Below are 23,584 nucleotides of genomic sequence, written 5' to 3'. Positions count from 1 at the left end.
AACTAAACCCGCAAGGGGAAAGGGAGTTACGTGCTCGACGTCAACTTCTTCGATGAACTCCGTATCGGCCTGGCCACCGCGGAGGACATCAGGCAATGGTCTTACGGCGAGGTCAAGAAGCCGGAGACGATCAACTACCGCACGCTGAAGCCCGAAAAGGACGGCCTGTTCTGCGAGAAGATCTTCGGACCGACTCGCGACTGGGAGTGCTACTGCGGCAAGTACAAGCGGGTCCGGTTCAAGGGCATCATCTGTGAGCGCTGCGGCGTCGAAGTGACGCGCGCCAAGGTGCGTCGCGAGCGGATGGGTCACATCGAGCTGGCCGCGCCCGTCACGCACATCTGGTACTTCAAGGGTGTGCCGTCGCGGCTCGGCTATCTGCTCGACCTGGCGCCGAAGGATCTCGAGAAGATCATCTACTTCGCCGCCTACGTCATCACCTCGGTCGACGATGAGATGCGCCACAACGAGCTCTCGACACTCGAGGCCGAGATGATGGTGGAGCGCAAGGCCATTGAGGACCAGCGCGACTCCGACCTGGAGGCCCGCGCCCAGAAGCTCGAGGCCGACCTGGCCGAGCTGGAGGCAGAGGGCGCCAAGGCCGACGCGCGCCGCAAGGTCCGCGACGGCGGCGAGCGCGAGATGCGTCAGCTGCGCGACCGCGCCCAGCGCGAGCTGGACCGGCTCGAGGAGATCTGGACCACCTTCACCAAGCTGGCCCCCAAGCAGCTCATCGTCGACGAGAACCTCTACCGCGAGCTGATCGACCGCTTCGGTGAGTACTTCACCGGCGCCATGGGCGCGGAGTCGATCCAGAAGCTGATCGAGAACTTCGATATCGACGCCGAGGCCGAGATCCTGCGTGACGTCATCCGAAACGGCAAGGGGCAGAAGAAGCTTCGCGCCCTCAAGCGGCTCAAGGTGGTCGCCGCCTTCCAGCAGTCGGGCAACTCGCCGATGGGCATGGTGCTCGACGCCGTCCCGGTGATCCCTCCGGAACTGCGGCCGATGGTGCAGCTGGATGGTGGCCGGTTCGCCACCTCCGACCTCAACGACCTGTACCGCCGCGTGATCAACCGGAACAACCGCCTCAAGAGGCTGATCGACCTCGGTGCGCCCGAGATCATCGTCAACAACGAGAAGCGGATGTTGCAGGAGTCGGTGGACGCGCTGTTCGACAACGGTCGTCGCGGCCGCCCGGTCACCGGGCCGGGTAACCGTCCGCTGAAGTCGCTGAGCGATCTGCTCAAGGGTAAGCAGGGCCGGTTCCGTCAGAACCTGCTCGGTAAGCGTGTCGACTACTCGGGCCGTTCGGTCATCGTGGTCGGTCCGCAGCTCAAGCTGCACCAGTGCGGTCTGCCCAAGCTGATGGCGCTGGAGCTGTTCAAGCCGTTCGTGATGAAGCGGCTGGTCGACCTCAACCACGCGCAGAACATCAAGAGCGCCAAGCGCATGGTGGAGCGTCAGCGTCCCCAGGTGTGGGATGTCCTCGAAGAGGTCATCGCCGAGCACCCGGTGCTGCTGAACCGCGCGCCCACCCTGCACCGCCTGGGTATCCAGGCCTTCGAGCCAATGCTGGTGGAAGGCAAGGCAATCCAGCTGCACCCGCTGGTGTGTGAGGCGTTCAACGCGGACTTCGACGGTGACCAGATGGCGGTGCACCTGCCGCTGAGCGCCGAGGCGCAGGCCGAGGCCCGCATCCTGATGCTGTCGTCGAACAACATCCTGTCGCCCGCGTCGGGCCGTCCGCTGGCCATGCCGCGTCTGGACATGGTGACCGGTCTGTACTTCTTGACCACCGAAGTCGACGGTGACAAGGGCGAATTCAAGGCGGCCGCCAAGGATGAGCCCGAGGTCGGGGTGTACTCCTCGCCGGCCGAGGCGATCATGGCGTCGGACCGTGGCGTGCTGTCGGTGCGGGCCAAGATCAAGGTGCGGCTGACCCAGTTGCGTCCGCCCGCCGAGATCGAGGCCGAGCTGTTCGGCGCCGGCGGCTGGCAGCCGGGGGATGCCTGGATGGCGGAGACCACGTTGGGCCGCGTGCTGTTCAACGAGCTGCTGCCGGTGGGCTATCCGTTCGTGAACAAGCAGATGCACAAGAAGGTGCAGGCGTCGATCATCAACGATCTGGCCGAGCGCTACCCGATGATCGTGGTTGCGCAGACCGTGGACAAGCTCAAGGACGCCGGCTTCTACTGGGCGACCCGCAGCGGTGTCACGGTCTCGATGGCCGACGTGCTCGTCCCGCCGCGCAAGAAGGAGATCCTCGACCAGTACGAGGAGCGGGCCGAGAAGGTCGAAAAGCAGTTCCAGCGTGGTGCTTTGAACCACGACGAGCGCAACGAGGCGCTGGTGGAGATCTGGAAGGAAGCCACCGACGAGGTCGGTCAGGCGCTGCGTGAGCACTACCCGGCCGACAACCCGATCATCACGATCGTCGACTCGGGTGCCACGGGTAACTTCACCCAGACGCGAACGCTGGCCGGTATGAAGGGTCTGGTGACCAACCCGAAGGGTGAGTTCATCCCGCGTCCGGTCAAGTCCTCGTTCCGTGAGGGCCTGACCGTGCTGGAGTACTTCATCAACACCCACGGCGCTCGAAAGGGCTTGGCGGACACCGCGTTGCGTACCGCCGACTCCGGCTACCTGACCCGTCGTCTGGTGGACGTCAGCCAAGACGTCATCGTCCGCGAACACGACTGCGAGACCGAGCGCGGCATCCTCGTCGAGCTGGCCGAGCGTCAGCCGGACGGCACGCTGATCCGCGACCCGTACATCGAAACCTCGGCGTACGCACGGACTCTGGGCGCCGACGCGGTCGACGAGGCCGGCAACGTCGTTGTGGCGCGTGGTGAAGACCTGGGTGACCCGTCGATCGAAGCCCTGCTGGCTGCGGGCATCACGCAGATCAAGGTGCGTTCCGTGCTGACGTGCACCACCGGAACCGGTGTGTGTGCGACCTGTTACGGGCGGTCCATGGCCACCGGGAAGCTGGTCGACATCGGCGAGGCCGTCGGTATCGTCGCGGCCCAGTCCATCGGTGAGCCCGGTACCCAGCTGACCATGCGTACCTTCCACCAGGGTGGTGTCGGTGAGGACATCACCGGCGGTCTGCCCCGTGTGCAGGAGCTGTTCGAGGCCCGCATCCCGCGCGGTAAGGCGCCGATCGCCGACGTCACCGGACGGATCCGCCTCGAGGACGGTGAGCGCTTCTACAAGATCACCATCGTTCCCGATGACGGCAGCGAAGAGGTCGTGTACGACAAGCTCTCCAAGCGGCAGCGGCTGCGGGTGTTCAAGCACGAAGACGGTTCCGAGCGGGTGCTGTCCGACGGCGATCACGTCGAGGTGGGCCAGCAGCTGATGGAAGGCTCGGCCGACCCGCACGAGGTGCTGCGCGTGCAGGGCCCCCGCGAGGTGCAGATCCACCTCGTCCGGGAGACCCAGGAGGTCTACCGCGCCCAGGGTGTGTCGATCCACGACAAGCACATCGAGGTGATCGTGCGCCAGATGCTGCGCCGGGTCACCATCATCGACTCGGGCTCGACGGAGTTCCTGCCCGGCTCGCTGATCGACCGTGCGGAGTTCGAGGCGTCGAACCGCCGGGTGGTGGCCGAGGGTGGCGAGCCCGCCGCCGGCCGTCCGGTGCTGATGGGTATCACGAAGGCGAGCCTGGCCACCGACTCGTGGCTGAGTGCGGCGTCGTTCCAGGAGACCACTCGGGTGCTGACCGATGCGGCGATCAACTGCCGCAGCGACAAGCTGCAGGGTCTGAAGGAGAACGTGATCATCGGAAAGCTGATCCCGGCCGGAACCGGTATCAACCGCTACCGCAACATCGCGGTGCAGCCGACCGAGGAGGCACGGGCCGCCGCGTACACGATCCCGTCCTACGAGGATCAGTACTACAGCCCGGACTTCGGCCAGGCCGCCGGCGCCGCGGTGCCGCTGGACGACTACGGCTACAGCGACTACCGCTAGTCAACAACGAAAAAGCCCCGGGTTCGCCCCGGGGCTTTTTCGTGCCCCCAGGATTGTTCACCGGGCACGCAGCTTGCTCGCGCAGCCCGTTCGCCACACCGGTAGCCGCGGGGACCCGTTACCGGATTCCCAGACGCGCTACCGCATTTGCCAGCACTTTCCGGACTCGCATCAGGGTCCGCCTTGCGCCGTCGCGGCCGTCGGGGGCCGTCACTAGACTGGCCGACGTGCTCATCGGTTCACACGTCCGCAACGACGACCCACTGGCCGCCGCGCAAGCCGACGGCGCCGACGTAGTGCAGTTCTTCCTCAGCAACCCGCAGAGCTGGAAGAAACCGAAACCCCGCGACGACGCCGAGGCGCTCAAAGCGTCCACCGTGCCCCTTTATGTCCATGCGCCGTATCTCATCAACGTCGCATCGGCGAACAACCGCATCCGGATTCCGTCGCGCAAAATCTTGCAGGACACCTGCGACTCGGCTTCGGAAATCAACGCGACGGCGGTCATCGTGCATGGCGGCCACGCCGACGACGACGACATGGAAGCTGGCTTCGAGCGGTGGGTCAAAGCACTGGACTACCTGGAAACGGACGTGCAGGTCTATCTGGAGAACACCGCCGGCGGCGACCACGCGATGGCCCGTCACTTCGACACCATCGGCAGACTGTGGGATCACATCGGCGACAAGGGAATCGGCTTCTGTTTGGACACCTGTCACGCCTGGGCCGCCGGTGAGGCCCTGATCGATGCGGTCGACAGGATCAGGGCCCTGACGGGACGCATCGACTTGGTGCACTGCAACGACTCGAGGGACGCGGCAGGCTCCGGTGCCGACCGGCACGCCAACTTCGGCACCGGCCAGATCGACCCCGAGCTGCTCGTCGCGGTGGTGCAGGCCGCCGGCGCGCCGGTGATCTGCGAAACCGCGGACGAGGGCCGCAAGGACGACATCGCCTTCCTGCGGGAGAACACCCAAGGCTGACCCGGCCCCCGGCCATTACACCTCTTGTGCAACTGTCGGGAAAATGTAACATTGGTGGGATGTCGGATACGCATGTCGTCACCAACCAGGTCCCGCCCCTGGAAAACCACAACCCCGCCGGCTCTGCGGTGCTCATCGAGGCCCTGATCCGCGAGGGCGGGCAGTGGGGCCTGGACGAGGTGAACGAGGTGGGTGCGCTGTCGGCCACCCACCAGGCGCAGCGGTGGGGCGAGCTCGCCGACCGCAACCGACCCGTCCTGCACACCCACGATTGCAACGGTCACCGCGTCGACGAGGTCGAATACGACCCGGCGTACCACGAACTGATGCGCGCGGCGGTCGCCCATGGCATGCATGCCGCGCCGTGGGCCGACGAGCGCCCGGGTGCGCACGTCGTCCGGGCCGCCAAAACCTCGGTGTGGACGGTCGAGCCGGGCCACATCTGCCCGATCTCGATGACGTACGCCGTCGTTCCCGCCCTGCGCTTCAACCCCGAGCTGGCCGGCGTCTACGAACCGCTGCTGACCAGCCGCGAATACGACCCCGAGCTCAGGCTGGCCACCACCAAGCCCGGCATCACCGCGGGCATGTCGATGACCGAGAAGCAGGGTGGCTCCGACGTGCGTGCCGGCACCACCCAGGCGACGCCCAACGCCGACGGCACCTACAGCCTGACCGGGCACAAGTGGTTCACCTCGGCGCCGATGTGCGACATCTTCCTGGTGCTGGCGCAGGCGCCGGGCGGGCTGTCGTGCTTCCTGCTGCCCCGGGTACTGCCCGACGGCGCCCGCAACCGAATGTTCTTGCAGCGCCTCAAGGACAAGCTCGGCAACCACGCCAACGCGTCCAGCGAAGTCGAATACGACGGCGCGATCGCATGGCTGGTGGGGGAGGAAGGGCGCGGCGTGCCCACCATCATCGAGATGGTCAACCTCACCCGGCTCGACTGCACGCTGGGCAGCGCCACCAGCATGCGCACCGGTCTGACCCGCGCGATCTACCACGCCCAGCACCGAAAGGCCTTCGGCGCCTATCTGATTGACCAGCCCCTGATGCGTAACGTGCTGGCCGATTTGGCCGTCGAGGCGGAGGCGGCCACCATGGTCGCGATGCGGATGGCCGGCGCCACCGATAAGGCCGTGCGCGGCGACCAGAAGGAAGCGCTGCTGCGCCGGATCGGGCTGGCCGCAAGCAAATACTCGGTGTGCAAGCGCGCCACCCCGCACGCCGCCGAGGCGCTGGAATGCCTGGGCGGCAACGGCTATGTGGAGGATTCCGGGATGCCGCGGCTGTTCCGCGAGGCGCCGCTGATGGGCATCTGGGAGGGTTCGGGCAACGTCAGCGCGCTGGACACCTTGCGCGCCATGGCGACTCGTCCCGAGTGCGTCGAGGTGCTGTTCGAGGAGCTCGCCGACAGCGCGGGTCAGGACCCGCGGCTGGCCGGTCATGTGGCGCGACTGCGCGACCAACTGGGCAACCTGGAGACGATCCAGTACCGCGGCCGCAAGGTGGCCGAAGACATCTGCCTGGCGTTGCAGGGCTCGCTGCTGGTGCGCCACGGCCACCCGGCCGTCGCCGAGGCGTTCCTGACGACCCGGCTCGACCGCCGGTGGGGCGGTGCGTTCGGCACCATGCCGGACGGGCTCGACCTCGCACCGATTCTGGAGCGGGCACTGGTCAAGGGCTGAGCCACAAGATGACTCACGCCGACGGCGATGCAGAGCGAAGCGATGAGGAGGAGTGGCGCCGTTGACTCACGCGATCAGGCCGGTCGACTTCGACAACCTCAAAACGATGACCTACGAGGTCACCGATCGGGTTGCCCGCATCACGTTCAACCGGCCGGAGAAGGGCAACGCGATCGTCGCGGACACACCGCTGGAGCTCTCGGCATTGGTGGAGCGCGCCGATCTCGACCCGAAGGTGCATGTCATCCTGGTGTCGGGTCGCGGTGAGGGCTTCTGCGCCGGCTTCGACCTCAGTGCCTACGCCGATCGCACCGGTTCGGCCGGCGGCACCGGCGCCTATCAGGGCACCGTGCTGGACGGAAAGACCCAGGCGGTCAACCACCTGGCGGACCAGCCGTGGGACCCGATGATCGACTACCAGATGATGAGTCGCTTCGTGCGGGGCTTTTCCAGCCTCCTGCACGCGGACAAGCCCACGGTGGTCAAGATCCACGGCTACTGTGTGGCCGGCGGCACCGACATCGCGCTGCACGCCGATCAGGTGATCGCCGCCGCCGACGCCAAGATCGGCTACCCACCGACGCGGGTGTGGGGGGTCCCGGCGGCCGGCCTGTGGGCGCACCGCCTCGGCGACGCGCGGGCGAAACGGCTGTTGTTCACCGGTGATTGCATCACCGGCGCGCAGGCCGCCGAGTGGGGATGGGCGGTCGAGGCACCGGATCCGGCGGACCTCGATGAGCGCACCGAGCGGCTGGTCGAGCGGATCGCCGCGGTACCGGTCAACCAGCTGATCATGGTCAAGCTCACGCTGAATTCCGCTCTGCTGCAACAGGGTGTGGCGACCAGCCGGATGGTCAGCACGGTGTTCGACGGTGTCGCCCGGCACACGCCGGAGGGCCACGCCTTCGTCGCCGACGCGGTCGAGCACGGATTTCGTGAGGCGGTCCGGCATCGCGACGAACCGTTCGGCGACCACGGCCGCCGCGCGTCCGGGGTGTAGCCATGCCGGATATGACAGCACGGTCGGTGGTGCTCAGCGTGCTGCTCGGCGCTCACCCCGCGCACGCCCGGGCTAGCGAATTGGTCAGGCTCACTTCCGATTTCGGCATCAAGGAGTCGACGCTGCGGGTGGCGCTGACCCGCATGGTCGGTGCCGGCGACCTGATCCGCTCCGCCGACGGCTATCGGCTCTCGGATCGCCTGTTGGCCCGCCAGCGACGCCAGGACGATGCCATCGACCCGCGGGTGCACCCCTGGGGCGGGGACTGGGTCACGCTGATCGTGACCAGCGTCGGCAAGGACGCGCGCACCCGAGCGGCACTGCGAACCACCCTGCAGGACAAGCGCTTCGGTGAGCTGCGTGAAGGGGTGTGGATGCGCCCCGACAATATCGACGCAGAGGCCGGGCCCGAGGTCACGGCACAGGCGCGGGTGCTGCGGGCGCGCGACGACGACCCCGCCGAGCTGGCCGCGCAGCTGTGGGATCTTCCCGCCTGGGCGCAGACCGGTCATGAGTTGCTCGACGAGATGGCCGCCGCGCCAGACGTTCCCGGCCGTTTCGTGGTAGCCGCGGCGACGGTCCGCCACCTGCTCACCGACCCGGTGCTGCCCGACGAGCTACTGCCGGCCGACTGGCCGGGTGCCCGGTTGCGGGCGGCCTACCACGACTTTGCCACTGAGCTGCTCACGCGGCGCGAACCACTATTTGCGGAGGCGACATGACTGATCCGGTGCGCATCGAGCGCAATGGCCCGGTGACCACGGTGATCATCAACCGGCCCGCGGCGCGCAACGCGGTCAACGGCCCGACGGCCGCCGCGCTCTACGCGGCGTTCGAGGAGTTCGACCGCGACGACACCGCATCGGTGGCCGTGCTGTGGGGCGATAATGGAACATTCTGCGCCGGAGCCGATTTGAAAGCCTTCGGCACACCCGACGCCAACGCGGTGCACCGCACGGGCCCGGGCCCGATGGGCCCGACGCGGATGGTGCTGTCCAAACCCGTCATCGCCGCGGTGAGTGGCCACGCCGTCGCCGGCGGCCTGGAACTGGCCATCTGGTGCGACCTGCGGGTGGCCGAGGAGGACGCCGTGTTCGGCGTGTTCTGCCGGCGCTGGGGGGTTCCGCTCATCGATGGCGGCACCGTGCGGCTGCCCCGGCTGATCGGCCACAGCCGCGCGATGGACATGATCCTCACCGGCCGTGCGGTCGCCGCCGACGAAGCCCACGCCATCGGATTGGCGAATCGGGTTGTCCCCAAAGGCCAGGCGCGTCAGGCCGCAGAGGAGTTGGCGGCGCAACTGGCGGCGCTGCCGCAGCAGTGCCTGCGCTCGGACCGACTCTCGGCGCTACACCAGTGGGGCACAACGGAATCCGATGCGCTCGACGTCGAATTCGCCAGCATCTCCCGGGTGGCCGCGGAGGCGAACGAAGGAGCCGGGCGGTTCGCGGCGGGCGCGGGACGGCACGGCGCGCCAGCCGGCTAGGCGTGGGCGGTCAGCTGCCCTTGTTGATCGTGTTGCTCTGGCCGATCTTGTCGACCTTGGGGTCACCGTCCTTGTAGGTGATGGTGTTGTTCATCCCCAGCACGGTGATGCGGGTGTTGACCTTGTCGAACGTGATCTTGTTGTTGGTGCCGCTGACGGTGGCGGTCTCGCAGGTGCCCGTGATGGTCAGGGTGTTGTCCGAGCCGCCGACGTTCAACGACTTGCCGCTGGCGCAGTCCAGGGTGGTGGTGGTGCCCATCGATCCGTAATTGATCGTGTTCCCGATCTCGATGGACGCGGTGGTGCTCGCCCCGCTCGATCCCGTCGTCGGCGCGGCGCCGGCACTGGTCGTCGCGCTGCTCTTCGTGGTGGTGGTCGAAGAGCCCGCCGGCGGGTTGGCCGTCGAACTGCAACCGGCCAGCACCAGGGCGGCGGCGGCCGGCGTCACGGCGAGCACGGCCAAGCGCAGCGAACGGTCACGGATGTAGGCGGGCATGGTTCCTCGATTCCCCTCGATCGGATAATGGTGTGGCGCCGTGGTTTAGCCCGGCACCTGCTGGAGCCGGTTGGTCATACCCAGTTCGCGGCCGCGGTCCCACAGGGCGGGCTGGCCGTTTTTGTAGAACACCGTCTGGTTGTAGCCGTACACGGTGATGTCGTGCGAAACCGAGTCGGCGATCACGGTGTTCGACGAACCCATCACCGTCACGGCGTAGCAGTTGCCCAGCGCGGTGACGGTGATGCCGCTGCCGTTGACCATCAGCGTGGCGTCGTTGCAGTCGATCGTCTGCTCGATGTCTTCCCCGATGACGTGGGTGTCACCGTTCTTGGCCTGCGCCACCCACGGCGGGGCGGCGGCGCCGGCCATGACGGCGATGACACAGGTGGCCAGTGACCCGGCGACAGTCGTCCACTTCACTGCGGGCCCCCTTTGGGACGGCTCGGCTGCTCGAAACGAGCAAGCATGACATTACGTGCATTTGCCTGCCCGGTGGCAGAGTTTATTTTCCTTTGCCGGGCGCTCATATCCCCTCCGGGAGACTAATGTCGCCACGGGCGTCAACTAGAGTCATTAGTTAACCGCAACCCGTTCATGCAATCGAAGGGCGACCGCCATGGCAGCTCCACCGGATCCGCCACCGGCGGCCGGGCGCCAGCGCGCGGGACGGCCCGCCTCCCGTCCGGCCAAGCTGAGCCGGGACGGCATCATCGACGGCGCCCTGACGTTCCTGGACCGCGAGGGCTGGGACGCCCTGACCATCAACGCGCTGGCGATGCAGCTGGGCACCAAGGGGCCGTCGCTGTACAACCACGTCGACAGCCTGGAAGACCTGCGCCGCGCGGTGCGGATTCGCGTCATCGACGACATCATCACGATGCTCAACCGGGTCGGCGAGGGCCGCGAGCGCGACGACGCGGTGCTGGTGATGGCGGGTGCCTACCGCAGCTATGCCCACCACCACCCCGGGCGCTACTCGGCCTTCACCCGGATGCCGTTCGGCGGTGAGGATCCCGAATACACGGCCGCGACCCGCGGGGCGGCCGGACCGGTGATCGCCGTGCTGTCCTCCTACGGTCTGGACGGTGAGGCGGCCTTTCATGCGGCGCTGGAGTTCTGGTCCGCCCTGCACGGCTTCGTTTTACTGGAGATGACCGGCGTCATGGATGACATCGACACCGACGTGTTGTTCTCCGACATGGTGCTGCGGCTGGCGGCCGGCATGGAAAGGCGCACCGCCGCCGATGGCGCCCGCTACTAGCGATCGCCATTAGCCCCGCCGTCGCTTTGACCTGCGAGACCGGCGGCGGGTATTGTGGTCCCTCGTGCCTGGCGGCTTACGGCGCCTAACCGTAAGGAAGTGGATGCCGGGCGAATTCGCGTGTCCACGAAGCATCGGACCAGGTCCGGTGCGCAGCGCATGCGACACACCCGGACGCGGGGTGACGCGGCCGGACATAACTGCAGTACACAGACTTGAAAACGCTAGAAGTATGCCGAACACGAATACAGAAAGCCGGTAGATGCCAACCATTCAGCAGCTGGTCCGTAAGGGTCGCCGCGACAAGGTCGCCAAGGTCAAGACCGCGGCCCTGAAGGGCAGCCCGCAGCGCCGTGGCGTATGCACCCGCGTGTACACCACCACCCCGAAGAAGCCGAACTCGGCGCTTCGGAAGGTCGCCCGCGTGAAGCTGACGAGCCAGGTTGAGGTCACCGCCTACATCCCCGGCGAAGGCCACAACCTGCAGGAGCACTCGATGGTGCTGGTGCGTGGTGGTCGTGTGAAGGACCTGCCCGGTGTCCGGTACAAGATCATCCGCGGTTCGCTTGACACGCAGGGTGTCAAGAACCGCAAGCAGGCTCGCAGCCGTTACGGCGCCAAGAAGGAGAAGAGCTGATGCCGCGCAAGGGGCCCGCGCCGAAGCGTCCGTTGGTCAATGACCCGGTCTATGGATCGCAGCTGGTGACGCAGCTGGTGAACAAAGTTCTGCTGGACGGGAAGAAATCGCTGGCCGAACGCATTGTTTATGGAGCGCTCGAGAATGCCCGGGACAAGACGGGTACCGATCCGGTGATCACGCTCAAGCGCGCGATGGACAACGTCAAGCCCTCCCTCGAGGTGCGCAGCCGCCGCGTCGGTGGCGCTACCTACCAGGTCCCGGTCGAGGTCCGTCCGGATCGCTCGGTGACGCTGGCACTGCGCTGGTTGGTCAGCTTCTCCAAGCAACGCCGCGAGAAGACCATGGTCGAGCGGCTGGCCAACGAGATCCTGGATGCCAGCAATGGCCTCGGAGCCGCCGTCAAGCGGCGCGAGGACACCCACAAGATGGCCGAGGCCAACCGCGCCTTCGCGCACTATCGCTGGTAGGGCCGGACGGCGCCCAACGGCAGAGTGGCCGGGCGCAAACCGACAGCGAACTAACCAAGCAATCGAAAGAGTGGGAAGACTTCTGTGGCACAGAAGGACGTGCTGACCGACCTCACCAAGGTCCGCAACATCGGCATCATGGCGCACATCGACGCCGGCAAGACGACGACGACCGAGCGCATCCTCTACTACACCGGTATCAGCTACAAGATCGGTGAGGTGCACGACGGCGCCGCCACCATGGACTGGATGGAGCAGGAGCAGGAGCGCGGGATCACCATCACCTCCGCGGCTACCACTTGCTTCTGGAAAGACAACCAGATCAACATCATCGACACCCCCGGGCACGTCGACTTCACCGTTGAGGTGGAGCGCAGCCTGCGCGTGCTCGACGGTGCCGTGGCCGTCTTCGACGGCAAGGAAGGTGTCGAGCCGCAGTCCGAGCAGGTCTGGCGTCAGGCCGACAAGTACGACGTCCCGCGCATCTGCTTCGTCAACAAGATGGACAAGATCGGGGCCGACTTCTACTTCTCCGTGAAGACCATGGAGGAGCGCCTCGGTGCCAACGTCATCCCGATTCAGCTGCCCGTCGGCTCCGAGGGTGACTTCGAGGGCATCGTCGACCTGGTCGAGATGAACGCCAAGGTGTGGCGCGGCGAGACGAAGCTGGGCGAAACCTACGACACCATCGACATCCCGGCCGAGCTGGCCGAGAAGGTTGAGGAGTACCGGACCAAGCTGCTCGAGGCCGTCGCCGAGACCGACGAGGCGCTGCTCGAGAAGTACCTCGGCGGCGAAGAACTCACCGTCGACGAGATCAAGGGCGCCATCCGCAAGCTGACCATCAGCTCGGAGGCCTACCCGGTGCTGTGCGGCAGCGCGTTCAAGAACAAGGGCGTGCAGCCCATGCTGGACGCCGTCATCGACTACCTGCCCTCGCCGCTGGACGTGCCGCCTGCCGTCGGCCACGCACCGGGCAAGGAGGACGAAGAGGTCACCCGCAACCCCTCGACCGACGAGCCGTTCTCGGCGCTGGCGTTCAAGGTCGCGACGCACCCCTTCTTTGGCAAGCTCACCTATGTCCGGGTGTACTCGGGCAAGGTCGACTCCGGCAGTCAGGTCATCAACGCCACCAAGGGCAAGAAGGAGCGGCTGGGCAAGCTGTTCCAGATGCACTCCAACAAGGAGAACCCGGTGGAGACCGCCTCGGCCGGTCACATCTACGCGGTGATCGGTCTGAAGGACACCACCACGGGCGACACCCTGAGCGACCCGAACCAGCAGGTCGTGCTGGAATCGATGACCTTCCCCGATCCGGTCATCGAGGTGGCCATCGAGCCCAAGACCAAGAGCGACCAGGAGAAGCTGAGCCTGTCGATCCAGAAGCTCGCCGAAGAGGATCCCACCTTCAAGGTTCACCAGGACAACGAGACGGGCCAGACCGTGATCGGCGGGATGGGCGAGTTGCACCTCGACATCCTGGTCGACCGCATGCGCCGCGAATTCAAGGTCGAGGCCAACGTCGGCAAGCCGCAGGTGGCCTACAAGGAGACCATCAAGCGCAAGGTCGACAAGGTCGAGTTCACCCACAAGAAGCAGACCGGCGGTTCTGGCCAGTTCGCCAAGGTGCTGATCAGCCTCGAGCCGTTCCACGGCGAAGACGGTGCGACCTACGAGTTCGAGAACAAGGTCACCGGTGGGCGCATCCCGCGCGAGTACATCCCGTCGGTGGATGCCGGCGCGCAAGACGCCATGCAGTACGGTGTGCTGGCCGGCTACCCGTTGGTCAACTTGAAGGTCACCCTGCTTGACGGGGCCTTCCACGAGGTCGACTCGTCGGAGATGGCATTCAAGATCGCCGGTTCCCAGGTGCTGAAAAAGGCTGCGGCACAAGCGCAGCCGGTCATCCTGGAACCGATCATGGCCGTCGAGGTCACCACGCCCGAGGACTACATGGGTGACGTGATCGGCGACTTGAACTCCCGCCGTGGCCAGATCCAGGCCATGGAGGAGCGGAGCGGTGCGCGCGTGGTCAAGGCGCATGTGCCGCTGTCGGAGATGTTCGGCTACGTCGGCGACCTGCGGTCCAAGACCCAAGGCCGGGCAAACTACTCCATGGTCTTTGACTCGTACGCCGAAGTGCCGGCGAACGTGTCAAAGGAGATCATCGCGAAGGCGACCGGTCAGTGAGCGACGACGACGGCGAGTAAGCGGAGCTTACGAGCGAGGAGTCGGGCCACAAGCTCAAGTCACCTCGGAGTAACCTTGCCGGGTCATTGGAATGCCTTGGGCGCGGCACAACTGAAAACACCAACACTGCTTTAACGAGCACCAACTAGTCCAGGAGGACACAGAAGTGGCGAAGGCGAAGTTCGAGCGGACGAAGCCGCACGTCAACATCGGGACCATTGGTCACGTTGACCACGGCAAGACCACGCTGACCGCGGCTATCACCAAGGTTCTGCATGACAAGTACCCCAACCTGAACGAGTCGCGCGCATTCGACCAGATCGACAACGCGCCCGAGGAGCGTCAGCGCGGTATCACCATCAACATCTCCCACGTGGAGTACCAGACCGAGAAGCGTCACTACGCCCACGTGGACGCCCCGGGTCACGCCGACTACATCAAGAACATGATCACCGGTGCGGCCCAGATGGACGGCGCGATCCTGGTGGTCGCCGCGACCGACGGCCCGATGCCGCAGACGCGTGAGCACGTGCTGCTGGCTCGTCAGGTCGGCGTGCCCTACATCCTGGTCGCGTTGAACAAGGCCGACATGGTCGACGACGAAGAGCTGCTCGAGCTCGTCGAGATGGAGGTCCGCGAACTGCTGGCCGCCCAGGAGTTCGACGAGGATGCCCCGGTCGTGCGGGTCTCGGCGCTCAAGGCGCTCGAGGGCGACGCCAAGTGGGTCGAGTCCGTCGAGCAGCTGATGGAGGCCGTCGACGAGTCGATCCCGGACCCGGTCCGCGAGACGGAGAAGCCGTTCCTGATGCCCGTCGAGGACGTCTTCACCATCACCGGTCGTGGCACGGTGGTCACCGGTCGTGTCGAGCGCGGCATCATCAACGTCAACGAGGAAGTCGAGATCGTTGGTATCAAGCCGACCAGCACCAAGACCACGGTCACCGGTGTGGAGATGTTCCGCAAGCTGCTCGACCAGGGTCAGGCCGGTGACAACGTCGGTCTGTTGCTGCGTGGTATCAAGCGTGAGGACGTCGAGCGCGGTCAGGTCGTCGTGAAGCCCGGCACCACCACGCCACACACCGAGTTCGAGGGCAGTGTCTACATTCTGTCCAAGGACGAGGGTGGGCGGCACACGCCGTTCTTCAACAACTACCGTCCGCAGTTCTACTTCCGCACCACCGACGTGACCGGTGTGGTGACACTGCCGGAGGGCACCGAAATGGTGATGCCCGGTGACAACACCAACATCTCGGTGAAGCTGATCCAGCCCGTCGCCATGGACGACGGCCTGCGGTTCGCGATCCGTGAGGGTGGCCGCACCGTAGGCGCCGGCCGGGTCGTCAAGATCATCAAGTAGTTTCGAACCACCACTGAGTTAGTTCAAGGCCCGGATTGCCGACTCGGCGATCCGGGCCTTGTGCTTTGGTTGCGCGCGGGCGCAGACCCACGCGGGGGAAATCGTGCGGCGACGGGACCGACTGGTTTAGGATTTGCTCATAATTCTCCTGACCGTGGGCGTGGCGGGGAGGTGCCGGTGTCATACGTTCAAGCGAGTCCCGAATTCGTCGCGGCTGCCGCGGGGGACCTGGCCCAGATCGGGTCGACGATCACCTCGGCCAACACCGCCGCCCTGGGACCGACCTCGGGTGTGCTCGCCCCCGGCGCCGACGAGGTGTCGGCGAGTATCGCCGCGCTGTTCGACGCGCACTCCCAGGTCTATCAGGCGCTCAGCGCCCAGGCGGCCGCGTTTCACAGCCAGTTCGTGCAACTGATGAACGGCGGCGCGGCGCAGTATGCGTTCGCCGAGGCCGCCAACACCACGCCCCTGCAGTCCGCGGCGGCCCCGGCGTCGATGGCCGCGCAGGTACCGGCGGTGAGCGCCGGCGCGGTGGGTACGTCCGCGCCGACGGCGCCCGCCGGTCCCCTGGCGGCGGCGGTGGCACCCGCCGCGGCCGCGGCCACACCGGCACCGGCCGGCACGCCGGTCGCGGCGGCGCCGGCGGGATCGGCGACGCTGGCCTCGGCCACCACGCCGACCGGCGCGGCGCGGGTGGCAACGCCGGCCTACGCTCCGGCCGGTTCGCCGGCCACCGTCCAGCCGGCGGCATCGGTGGCCACACCGGCCGGCACCCCCGCCGCGCCCATGCAGACCGCAGTGCCGCCGCAGACCTCTGCGGCCCCCGCAATGCCGGTGTCGGCGCGTACCGCGCCGCCCGCTCCGACCGCGGCGCAGCCGGCGCACCCCGCGCAGCCGGCGGGCACGCCGGTCAGGCGGCTGCCGATCGTGCCGCCCGAGCCGCTGTAGGCGACCGGAATCGGTTTGCGCGTATCGGGTTCGCCACGTCACCGCGAGCGCTAGTCTGACACGGATTCCCCAGTAAGCCGAGGAGGGGCATGTGTTAGCTCGCTACCTGAAGGCACAGTTGGTGGTTTTGCTGTGCGGCGGACTGGTGGGACCGATCTTCTTGGTCGTGTACTTCACCCTCGGGCTCGACAGCCTGTTGCAGTGGATGTTCTACGTCGGTCTGCTCATCACCGTGGCCGACGTGTTGATCGCGCTCGCGCTGGCGAATTATGGGGCCAAGTCGTCGGCCAAGGTGGCCGCGCTCGAGCAGACCGGGGTGCTGGCGCTCGCTCAGATCACCGGGATCACCGAGACCGGGACGTGGGTCAACAACCAGCAGGTCGTCAAGGTGCACCTGCACATCGCCGGACCCGGACTCCTGCCGTTCGACTCCGAAGACCGGGTCATCGCCAGCGTCACCCGGCTGGGCAACCTCAACGCCCGCAAGGTGGTGGTCCTGGTCAACCCCACCACTTCCGAATACCGAATCGACTGGGAGCGAAGCGCTTTGGTCAACGGCCTGGTGCCCGCGCAGTTCACGGTGGCCGAAGACAACAAAACCTACGACCTGAGCGGGCAGGCCGGCCCGTTGATGGAGATTCTGCAGATCCTCAAGGCCAACAACGTTGCGCTCAATCAGATGGTCGACATCCGGTCGAACCCGGCGCTGCGCGGCCAGATCCAGGCGGTGGTGCGCCGCGCCGTCGAACAACAGGCGCCGGCCGCCCAACCGGCACCGGCCGCGGCGCCCGCGGCGGCCGCCGTCGTCGCACCCCCCGAACAGACGATCGCCGGGCGACTGCAAGAGCTCATGGATCTGCACGCCCGTGGGGCGTTGACCGACGCCGAATACGCCAGCCGGCGCGCCGCGATCATCTCCGAGATCTAGCGAGCCCGTTCGGCAACATCGGGTGAATTAGAACACGTTTCAATCGCGCTGCTAGCCTGGCTTGGTCTATCGGCGGTCGAAGGGGTTACACGTGGCTGGACAGGCCGGATCACTGCAGGGACGGGTCGCATTCATCACCGGTGCAGCCCGTGGACAGGGCCGCTCGCACGCGGTGCGGCTGGCCCGCGAGGGCGCCGACATCATCGCGCTGGACATCTGCGCGCCGGCGTCCGCCAGCGTGACGTACACCCCGGCCACCCCCGAAGACCTCGACGAGACCGTCCGCCTGGTGGAGGGCGAGGGACGCAAGATCCTCAGCCGAAGGGTCGACGTCCGCGACGATGCCGCGCTGCGGGAATTGGTGGCCGACGGCATCGAGCAATTCGGCCGGCTCGACATAGTGGTGGCCAACGCCGGAGTGCTGAGCTGGGGCCGGGTTTGGGAGCTGACCGATGAGCAGTGGGACACGGTCATCGGCGTCAACCTGACCGGCACCTGGCGCACGCTGCGCGCCACCGTTCCCGCCATGATCGAGGCGGGAAACGGGGGCTCCATCGTCGTGGTCAGCTCGTCGGCGGGAATCAAGGCCACACCGGGCAACGGCCACTATTCGGCCAGCAAACACGGACTGACCGCGCTGACCAACACCCTCGCCATCGAGCTCGGCGAATTCGGCATCCGGGTCAACTCCATTCACCCGTACTCGGTGGACACCCCGATGATCGAGCCCGAAGCGATGATGGACATTTTTGCCAGGCATCCCAGCTTCGTGCACAGCTTTCCGCCAATGCCGGTGCAGCCCAATGGGTTCATGACGGCCGACGAAGTGGCCGACGTGGTGGCCTGGCTCGCCTGCGACGGCTCGGGCACCTTGACCGGCACCCAGATCCCGGTGGATAAGGGTGCCCTAAAGTACTGAGGGCCCAGCGTGCTAAGAACTCCACGTGAGTAGTGACGAAAGCGCCACCAACGGAATCGTGATCGTCGGCGGCGGATTGGCCGCCGCGCGCACCGCCGAGCAGCTGCGCAAGTCGGAGTATTCCGGGCCGCTCACGATCGTCAGCGACGAGGCGCACCTGCCGTATGACCGTCCGCCGCTGTCCAAAGAGGTGCTGCGCAACGAGGTCGACGACACCGCGCTCAAGCCACGCGAGTGGTACGACGAGAACGACATCACCCTGCGACTGGGGTCGGCGGCAACCGGTCTGGACACCGCGGCGCAGACGGTGACTCTCGACGACGGAACGACGCTTCGCTACGACGAACTCGTCATCGCCACGGGCCTGGTGCCCCGGCGCATTCCGGCGATCCCGGATCTCGAGGGCATCCGGGTGCTGCGGTCCTTTGACGAAAGCATGGCGCTGCGCGAGCATGCGTCGGCGGCGCAGCGCGCCGTCGTCATCGGTGCCGGCTTCATCGGCTGCGAGGTGGCGGCCAGCCTGCGCAGCCTGGGCGTGGACGTGGTGCTGGTGGAGCCGCAACCGACGCCGCTGGCCGCGGTGCTCGGCGAGCAGATCGGCGCGCTGGTGGCCCGGCTGCACCGTGCCGAAGGTGTCGACGTCCGTCTCGGCGTCGGGGTGGCGGAGGTACGCGGTGACTCATGCGTCGAGGCGGTGGTGTTGAGCGACGGCACCGAGCTGTCGGCCGACATAGTGGTCGTCGGCATCGGGTCGCGCCCGGCGACCGAATGGCTCGAGGGCAGCGGAGTTCAGGTCGACAACGGTGTCATCTGTGACGAGGCCGGACGCACCAGCGCGCCGAATGTGTGGGCGCTCGGTGATGTCGCATCGTGGCGCGACGCGACGGGACACCAAGGGCGCGTAGAACATTGGAGCAACGTCGCCGATCAGGCCCGTGTCGTCGTGCCCGCCATGCTGGGCCGGGATGTGCCGCAGGTGGTGGTGGTCCCGTACTTCTGGAGCGACCAGTACGACGTCAAGATCCAGTGCCTGGGCGAGCCCGAGGCCGACGACATCGTCCATGTCGTCGAGGACGACGGCCGCAAGTTCCTGGCCTACTACGAACGCGACGGGGCCCTGGTCGGCGTGGTCGGCGGCGGGATGCCCGGCAAGGTCATGAAGGTCCGTGCCAAGATCGCGGCGGCCGTGCCCATCACCGAAATGCTGAGCTGAGCCGCCGCTAGCCGACGGCGGCCGCGTACCGGTCGCTGCGGATGTCGGTGTTGCGGATCACCGTGGCGAGCTGTTCGCCTATGCCCGGCGCGGTGACGATCGTCGACGCGGATCTGTGGGTGTGCGGGTTGCCGTGCGCGTCGGTGAGCTGCGCTCCGGCTTCGCGGGCGATCAGCGTCCCCGCCGCGGTGTCCCACGGCTTGTTGGACATCATCACGCAGGCGTCCAGGGCGCCCTCGGCGACGAAGGCGAGGTCCAGCGTCGCCGCCCCGATCATCCGGATGCGCTCGACGCGGGGCACCAGCTCGGTGGTGATCGCCAGTCGGTGCGCGTTGAGCCGGCCGGCGTCGTGGCCGACGGCGTAGTCACCGAGGGACACGATGGCCCCACTGAGGCTGTCGGTGGCGCTGACGGTGATCCGCTGCCCGTTGACGAACGCGCCTTTGCCTTCGATGGCATGGTAGGTCTTGCCGAGCAGGGGAGCATGGGTGACGGCCAGCACGCTGCGACCGTCGCGCAGCAGGGCCAGCGATACCGCGCACAGCGGCAGGCCGTGGACGAAGTTGGATGTTCCGTCGATGGGGTCAAGAACCCAGAGCCACTCGGAGCTTTCGATGTCGGGCTGTTGTTCGGACTCTTCGGCCAGTAGCGCGATATCGGGTGTGGTCTGGCCGAGGTAACCGGCGATGTCGCGCTGGATCGCGAGGTCGACGTCGGTGACCGTGTCGCGGTCACCTTTGTGCTGCACCGAGCTCGGCTGTGATTTCTTGAGCGTGGCGGCACCGAGTTGTGTTGCCTGCCAAGCTATTTCGAAAAGCTCTTGCGTTGTCTTCATGGGACAGGTCTGCCTCGCTTCCGGAGTTGGCGTGCGTTCGGCGTTTTTCGAGCATAAGGCATCGGCGATTTCGCATCGTGCGCACCCCGCTCGATCGATCGATAGATCGAAAGCGCTTAGCCCACCGAGACTTTCGTTCACACGACTAGGCCTTCCTGCGCTTTCGACACGAATTGGGCATACGCCACAGCATAATTCGATGGTGATACACCTCACTCGACGTGCGGCATTTGCAATGCTCAACGGCGGCCGCACGGTAGCGCTGTAGTAGGTGTCACACAATTGCCAGTACCGCAACGCCAAACGCATTGTGCTGGAAAACCGTAACTCGCAGCGGTGACGAATTTTGCTGTGCTGACACGCCTCGCCACGTTTTGTGCACCACTTGCCGGGCTCCATTACTGTCTGCGGGCGAACGATGTTGGGGACCTTGCACAATGCGGTGGGGTTGGCTGAACCGCCCGGCTTGACGGCCGCCTGAAAAATCATCGTTCTTAACCAGAAAACCCAGTAACCCAAATTGGCAGGCAGGTGATTGGCAAGTGACAGTGATTGATGAGATATACAGCTCGCCCAGCGCAATTCCGACCGTCGCCCTCAATGACGAGGCGAAGATGCCCGTACTCGGCTTGGGGGTAGCCAAGCTGTCCGATGAGGAGACGGAAGGCTCGGTACTCGCGGCGCTGGAAGCCGGCTGCCGCCTCATCGACACCGCCGCCTCCTACGGAAACGAGGAAGCCGTCGGGCGTGCGATAGCCGCGTCCGGCATCCCCCGCGAGGAGTTGTTCGTCGCCACCAAGCTGGGCACCTCGAAGCAGGGCTTCCATACCGCCCAGGAATCGTGCAAGGAGAGCCTGGACCGACTCGGGTTGGATTACCTCGACCTCTACCTGATCCACTGGCCGGCGCCGAAGCTGGGTAAGTACGTGGAGAGCTTCGAGGGCATGAAGGTGGCCCGCGAAGAGGGGCACGTCCGCTCGATCGGTGTCTGCAACTTCACCGAGGAACTGCTGGCGTCGGTCATCGAGGAAACCGACGAGGTGCCCGCCGTGAACCAGGTCGAGTTGCACCCGCGGTTGAATCAGGCCCAGCTGCGCCAAGCCCACGTCCAGCACGATGTGACCACGCAGTCCTACAGCCCGCTGGGCGTCGGCCGGCTGATCGAGGACCCGGTGGTGACGTCGATCGCCGCCGAGTACGGTCGCACTCCCGCGCAGGTGCTGGTCCGCTGGAATTTGCAGTTGGACAACGTCGTCGTCTCGCGGTCGTCCAAGCCCGAACGCGTCGCCCAGAACCTGGACGTGTTCGACTTCACGCTCGACCCCGAGCACATGGAGGCCATTGAGGGATTGCACGACGGCACCCGCGTGCTGCACGATCCGATGACCTTCATGGGGACCTGATAACTCCTACCTCAACGTGGCCAATTGCCGGACGTAGTCCGGCAATTCGGCCGCGTCACGCTACCGCCAGTCCACCGGCGGGCCGTGCGGATGGCATTCGCCCAGAATCCGCGTATCGCCGCCGGGCCAGCTGCGGGCCCGCACCACGAACTTGATCGGCGAGCCCGGGCCTTGCGATGCGGAGCGTGCGGGCTCCATCGTGAGGTGGGCGAACGGCGAGCGCGCACTGGCGCGGCCGGCCAGCGCGGCCACGTGAGCGCGCACCGCGCCGCGTTCGTCGGCCGACAAATACTGCCAGGTGATCGAATGCCACAAGACGGTCAGCGCCCCGTCGGCCAGTGTCAGGCCGCCGACCGCGTCGGCCGCCGTCTTGCGCTCGAGCGTCGCCGGAACCCGGCGGGCGACCTCGATGGCGCCGCGCAGCCGCGCCAGCCGGGCACCCTGGTCGGGCCAGACGTAGCTCAGCACGGTCATCTCCCCGTCGGGGTGACCGACGTCGATGGGGGCGATGTCATACCCATGGCGCGCCACGATCCGCAATTCGCGCCCGGGCGGCAGCGCCCCGCGCCATGCGTCATCGATGGTCACCGGTGAGTCGGGCGGCCCCCACTGGCCGCCGGCGAAGCGGTAGTGGTAATGATCCGGGCGCAGGTTGAGCCCAGCGCTCGATCCGATCTCGAAAAGCCTTATCGGCAAGCCGAATTCGTGACCAATGTGCAGTAGTCCGCCGATCAGTGCGGCCGACCGGCCCACCTCGTTGGTCTGTGGCGGCTGGCCCAGGGCCGCGCGCAGTACGTCGGCGTGACCGGCCGCGGTGTCCAGGATTTCCGGCCAGGCACCTCCGGCATCCCACACGCCGCCGGTGCTGGGATAGAAGCGGCGCAAGGGCGCCGCCCGGCCGTCGAGCACCAACCGGTGCAGCCCGCCGAGCAACCGCAACGGCACGGCGTCGCGTGACGGGGCGTCCTCGCGCCCGGACAGGACGGTCGCGAAGACGCCGCCGGCTTCGACGTCGGCGGCCACCAGTTCGAACAGATCGCCATACATCCGTGAGCCCGACGCGGCGCAGAATCTGCCCTGTGACCGCAGGGTGTGCACCAGGTGCTCGGCGGTCACCTGTCCAGCCCGTCCAGCCCGGCGCCGACAGCGTCGAAGGCATTGCCCAGGGCAACCGGCAGCGGGACGGATTCATCGCTCAGCCAGTGCTCGTAGGCCGCCAGCGCCACCCCGAGCATGGTCCAGGCGACGGTCTGGGGCAGCAGATCGGCCGTCTTGCATTCCAGGCGTCGGGCCACGAACGCGGCGATCACCTCGCGCCAGCCGGCGTACATCGTCATCGAATACGCTTGCAGCTCGGCGGTTTGCAGGATCACCCGCATGCGTTGGCGGTGCCGAGCGGTCTCGGATTCGTCAAAGGTGTTGAACGCCAACAGTGCAGCGCGCAGCGCATCGCCCAGGCGCACATCGGAATCGACGTTGTCGAGCAAATCACGCAGGTGGGCAAGGTGATTGTCGAAATCGCCCCAGGGAATGGCGTTCTTCGACGCGTAGTAGCGGAACAGGGTCCGGCGGGAGATACCGGCGGCCTGGGCGACGTCGTCGACACTCACGTCGGCGAAACCGCGGGCCGTGAACATGTCGATGGCGACGTCGGTGATGTGGTGCGGGGTGGTCGAGCGGCGCCTGCCCACCCGCGGCTGCGGCATCATCGAACCCCGCCCTTTCATTTCGGCACTCGATGCCATATTCTGACGGCGAGTGTGACTCAGACCCCATCGTTGTCAAG

Annotated in this window: 21 protein-coding genes; 16 read left to right on the top strand and 5 right to left on the bottom strand. The window is 66.5% G+C overall.

The genetic code is table 11. The features are described from left to right. The first annotated feature begins 30 nt into the window (after positions 1-30). The 6 genes from A5782_RS17435 to A5782_RS17410 all read left to right on the top strand — a co-directional run bounded on the left by A5782_RS17435 (position 31) and on the right by A5782_RS17410 (position 9,138). Positions 31-3,981, top strand: coding sequence for a DNA-directed RNA polymerase subunit beta' (locus A5782_RS17435; RefSeq protein WP_067102832.1), 3,951 nt, complete (start codon positions 31-33; stop codon positions 3,979-3,981). Between the two features lie 227 nt (positions 3,982-4,208). Then, complete coding sequence (locus A5782_RS17430) at positions 4,209-4,964, top strand: deoxyribonuclease IV (RefSeq protein ID WP_067102830.1); 756 nt, start codon at positions 4,209-4,211, stop codon at positions 4,962-4,964. A 59-nt stretch (positions 4,965-5,023) separates the two neighbouring features. After that, positions 5,024-6,652: an acyl-CoA dehydrogenase family protein gene (locus A5782_RS17425; RefSeq protein ID WP_067102828.1), complete on the top strand. Its 1,629-nt coding sequence runs from the start codon at positions 5,024-5,026 to the stop codon at positions 6,650-6,652. A 61-nt stretch (positions 6,653-6,713) separates the two neighbouring features. Further along, positions 6,714-7,652 carry a crotonase/enoyl-CoA hydratase family protein gene (locus A5782_RS17420; RefSeq protein ID WP_067103141.1) on the top strand — a complete coding sequence of 313 codons (939 nt, stop codon included), beginning with the start codon at positions 6,714-6,716 and terminating at the stop codon, positions 7,650-7,652. A gap of 2 nt (positions 7,653-7,654) precedes the next feature. Next, positions 7,655-8,374 (top strand): PaaX family transcriptional regulator C-terminal domain-containing protein, encoded by a 720-nt coding sequence (locus A5782_RS17415; RefSeq protein WP_067102826.1) that lies wholly within the window; start codon positions 7,655-7,657, stop codon positions 8,372-8,374. Then, positions 8,371-9,138, top strand: coding sequence for a crotonase/enoyl-CoA hydratase family protein (locus tag A5782_RS17410; RefSeq protein WP_067102823.1), 768 nt, complete (start codon positions 8,371-8,373; stop codon positions 9,136-9,138). The genes A5782_RS17415 and A5782_RS17410 overlap by 4 nt, the downstream gene beginning before the upstream one ends. Positions 9,139-9,148: 10 nt before the next feature. Here the strand turns inward: A5782_RS17410 and A5782_RS17405 are convergent, their stop codons facing one another. After that, the gene (locus A5782_RS17405; RefSeq protein WP_067102821.1) at positions 9,149-9,634 is read right to left on the bottom strand and encodes a DUF3060 domain-containing protein; all 486 of its coding nucleotides are present in this window, start codon (positions 9,632-9,634) and stop codon (positions 9,149-9,151) included. 45 nt (positions 9,635-9,679) lie between these two features. Next, positions 9,680-10,057, bottom strand: coding sequence for a DUF3060 domain-containing protein (locus tag A5782_RS17400; protein WP_067102819.1), 378 nt, complete (start codon positions 10,055-10,057; stop codon positions 9,680-9,682). A gap of 196 nt (positions 10,058-10,253) precedes the next feature. On the opposite strand from A5782_RS17400, the gene A5782_RS17395 reads away from it, so the two are divergent. The 9 genes from A5782_RS17395 to A5782_RS17355 all read left to right on the top strand — a co-directional run bounded on the left by A5782_RS17395 (position 10,254) and on the right by A5782_RS17355 (position 19,560). Beyond that, positions 10,254-10,898, top strand: a complete 645-nt coding sequence (locus tag A5782_RS17395) for a TetR/AcrR family transcriptional regulator (RefSeq protein ID WP_067102817.1) — start codon at positions 10,254-10,256, stop codon at positions 10,896-10,898. A 262-nt stretch (positions 10,899-11,160) separates the two neighbouring features. Then, positions 11,161-11,535, top strand: coding sequence for a 30S ribosomal protein S12 (gene rpsL, locus A5782_RS17390; RefSeq protein ID WP_007767794.1), 375 nt, complete (start codon positions 11,161-11,163; stop codon positions 11,533-11,535). Beyond that, positions 11,535-12,005, top strand: a complete 471-nt coding sequence (gene rpsG / locus A5782_RS17385) for a 30S ribosomal protein S7 (protein ID WP_067102815.1) — start codon at positions 11,535-11,537, stop codon at positions 12,003-12,005. Before rpsL ends, rpsG begins: the two co-directional genes overlap by 1 nt. 84 nt (positions 12,006-12,089) lie before the next feature. Beyond that, positions 12,090-14,195, top strand: a complete 2,106-nt coding sequence (gene fusA, locus A5782_RS17380) for an elongation factor G (RefSeq protein ID WP_082942988.1) — start codon at positions 12,090-12,092, stop codon at positions 14,193-14,195. Between the two features lie 166 nt (positions 14,196-14,361). Next, positions 14,362-15,552 (top strand): elongation factor Tu, encoded by a 1,191-nt coding sequence (gene tuf, locus A5782_RS17375; protein ID WP_067102813.1) that lies wholly within the window; start codon positions 14,362-14,364, stop codon positions 15,550-15,552. Between the two features lie 177 nt (positions 15,553-15,729). Next, positions 15,730-16,500: a PE family protein gene (locus A5782_RS17370; protein WP_231986712.1), complete on the top strand. Its 771-nt coding sequence runs from the start codon at positions 15,730-15,732 to the stop codon at positions 16,498-16,500. Positions 16,501-16,591: 91 nt separating this feature from the next. Further along, complete coding sequence (locus tag A5782_RS17365; protein WP_067102809.1) at positions 16,592-17,428, top strand: SHOCT domain-containing protein; 837 nt, start codon at positions 16,592-16,594, stop codon at positions 17,426-17,428. A 91-nt stretch (positions 17,429-17,519) separates the two neighbouring features. Continuing rightward, positions 17,520-18,347, top strand: coding sequence for a mycofactocin-coupled SDR family oxidoreductase (locus A5782_RS17360; RefSeq protein ID WP_067102807.1), 828 nt, complete (start codon positions 17,520-17,522; stop codon positions 18,345-18,347). Positions 18,348-18,372: 25 nt separating this feature from the next. Continuing rightward, positions 18,373-19,560 (top strand): NAD(P)/FAD-dependent oxidoreductase, encoded by a 1,188-nt coding sequence (locus tag A5782_RS17355; protein WP_067102805.1) that lies wholly within the window; start codon positions 18,373-18,375, stop codon positions 19,558-19,560. Between the two features lie 7 nt (positions 19,561-19,567). Here A5782_RS17355 and A5782_RS17350 read toward each other — a convergent pair whose 3' ends face one another. Beyond that, on the bottom strand, positions 19,568-20,395 hold the full coding sequence (locus tag A5782_RS17350) for an inositol monophosphatase family protein (protein ID WP_067102803.1): 828 nt from the start codon (positions 20,393-20,395) through the stop codon (positions 19,568-19,570). A gap of 542 nt (positions 20,396-20,937) precedes the next feature. On the opposite strand from A5782_RS17350, the gene A5782_RS17345 reads away from it, so the two are divergent. Beyond that, a complete protein-coding gene (locus A5782_RS17345) occupies positions 20,938-21,798 on the top strand; it encodes an aldo/keto reductase (protein WP_082942987.1) in 861 nt (286 codons plus the stop codon). 60 nt (positions 21,799-21,858) lie between these two features. On the opposite strand, the gene A5782_RS17340 is transcribed toward A5782_RS17345, so the two are convergent. Together A5782_RS17340 and mftR are read right to left on the bottom strand one after the other, a co-directional pair. Then, positions 21,859-22,914 (bottom strand): DUF2332 domain-containing protein, encoded by a 1,056-nt coding sequence (locus tag A5782_RS17340; protein ID WP_067102801.1) that lies wholly within the window; start codon positions 22,912-22,914, stop codon positions 21,859-21,861. Next, positions 22,911-23,507 carry a mycofactocin system transcriptional regulator gene (gene mftR, locus A5782_RS17335; protein WP_197694261.1) on the bottom strand — a complete coding sequence of 199 codons (597 nt, stop codon included), beginning with the start codon at positions 23,505-23,507 and terminating at the stop codon, positions 22,911-22,913. The genes A5782_RS17340 and mftR overlap by 4 nt, the downstream gene beginning before the upstream one ends. Between the last annotated feature and the right edge of the window lie 77 nt (positions 23,508-23,584).

It is taken from the genome of Mycobacterium sp. 852002-40037_SCH5390672, from assembly GCF_001665875.1.
Lineage (GTDB): Bacteria > Actinomycetota > Actinomycetes > Mycobacteriales > Mycobacteriaceae > Mycobacterium.
This window is presented reverse-complemented; position numbering and strand designations above follow the sequence as displayed.